Here is a 2,152-nt window from a genome sequence, read left to right on the forward strand (position 1 = left end):
GGCTCGCCGGCGAGCAGGGAGACGACCCCGGCGGGGTCGGCGCCGGCGAGGGACGCGGCGAGGCCGGCCCGGTCGGCGTGCGGCGCGACGGTCAGCGGCAGCACGTCGGCGCCGGCGTCGGTCAGCGCGGCGCGCACGCTCCGCGCCGCCGGGTCGTCGGTGCCGCCGGCGGGCAGCGCCAGCAGCCAGGTGCCGGCCAGCCGGGCGGGGGCGGGCTCGGGGGCCACCTGCCACTCTTCCCGGTACCGCCAGCCGTCGAGCACGGAGTGTTCCTGCCGCTGCCGCCGCCAGTCGGCGAGGACGGGCAGCAGGGTACGCAGCGACTCGGCGGCGGCCTCGTCCCGCACGGCGAGGGTGTCCCGCAGCGCGTCGAGGTCGGCCCGTTCGACGGCCGCCCAGAACCGCCGGTCGAGCGCGCCGGCGCCGGCGGTGGCCGCCTCGGCGGGCGCCTCGGCCGGCACCCAGTAGTGCTGCCGCTCGAACGGGTAGGTGGGCAGCCCGACGAGCCGGCCGGGCCGGTCGGCGAGGACGTCCGCCCAGCGCACCGGCGTGCCCGCGACGTGGAGCTGGGCGAGGGCGGCGAGCAGGGCGCGGCGGTCCGGGCGGTCCCGTCGCAGCACCGGCACGACCACGGCGGTGGCGACGTCGCCGGCCCCGGCCCGGACCCCGGCTTCGGCTTCGGCTTCGGCTTCGGCTTCGGCTTCGGCTTCGGCGAGGGTCTCCTGGATGCTGGCCGTGAGGACGGCGTCGGGGCCGACCTCGACGAAGGCGCCGGCGCCGTGGGCGCGCAGGGCGCGTACGCCGTCGGCGAAGCGGACCGCCTCCCGGACGTGCCGCACCCAGTAGTCCGGGTCGGTGAGCTGCGCCGGGTCGGCCAGCTCGCCGGTCAGGTTGGACACCACCGGCAGGGCGGGGGCGCGCAGGTCGAGGCCGGCGGCGACGGCGGCGAACTCGGCGAGCATCGGCTCCATCAGCGGGCTGTGGAAGGCGTGGCTGACCCGCAGCCGGCGCACCTTCACCCCCCGGCCGGTCCAGAGTTCCGCCAGCTCGTCGATGGCCGTCGCGGCGCCGGAGAGGACGACGGCGGCGGGGCCGTTGACGGCGGCGACGGCGACCCGGTCGGTCAGCCCGGCGATCGACTCGGCGACGCGGGCCTCGGCGGCGGCGACGGCCAGCATCGCCCCGCCGGCGGGCAGGGCCTGCATGAGCCGGCCCCGGGCGGCGACGAGGGCGCAGGCGTCGTCGAGGGTGAGCACGCCGGCCACGTGGGCGGCGGTCAGCTCGCCGACGGAGTGCCCGGCCACCAGGTCGGGGGCCAGCCCCCAGGAGCCGAGCAGCCGGTGCAGCGCCACCTCGACGGCGAAGAGCGCGGCCTGGGCGAAGACGGTCTGGTCGAGCAGCGCCGCCTCGTCGGTGCCGGGCTCGGCGAACAGCAGCGGCTTCAGCGGCCGGGGCAGCCGGTGGTCGAGGTAGGCGCAGACCTCGTCGAGCGCCGCCGCGAAGGCCGGGTACGCCGCGTACAGCTCCCGGCCGGCGCCGGCGCGCTGCGCGCCCTGGCCGGAGAAGAGGAATGCGACCCCGCCGCGTTCGGCGGCGGCACCGGTGACCAGGCCGGGGGCGGGCCGGTCGTCGGCGAGGGCGTGCAGGGCGGCGAGCAGGCCGTCGCGGTCGTCGGCGAGCACGACCGCCCGGTGCTCCAGGGGCGAGCGGGACACCGCCGAGGTCCAGGCGACGTCGGCCGGCCGCAGGTGGGCGTCGTCGGCGACGTACCGGGACCAGCGCTCGGCCTGGCGGCGCAGCGCGGTACGGGTGCGGCCGGTGAGCAGCACCGGCGCGGGCGCGGGCATCTCCGGGCGGTCGGTCTCGGCGCCGGCCGGCTCGGGCTGTTCGATGATGAGGTGGGTGTTGGTGCCGCTCATGCCGAACGACGAGACGGCGGCCCGGCGCGGCCGGTCCACGGCCGGCCACGGCGTGGGCTCGGTGACCAGGGTGACCGCGCCGGCGGCCCAGTCCACGTGCGGGGTGGGCGCGTCGACGTGCAGGGTGGCCGGCACGATCCCGTGCCGCATCGCCTCCACCATCTTGATCACCCCGGCGACGCCGGCGGCGGCCTGGGTGTGGCCGATGTTCGACTTGATCGAGCCGAGCAGCA

The 2,152-nt window shown here is 78.6% G+C and carries 1 protein-coding gene; it reads right to left on the reverse strand.

Annotated features, from left to right (window positions below):
* Window positions 1–2,152: acyltransferase domain-containing protein (locus ACWENR_RS30575; protein ID WP_452280410.1), on the reverse strand; the 2,152-nt coding region annotated here is incomplete at both ends.

The sequence above is a fragment of the Micromonospora sp. NPDC004336 genome (assembly GCF_053602615.1).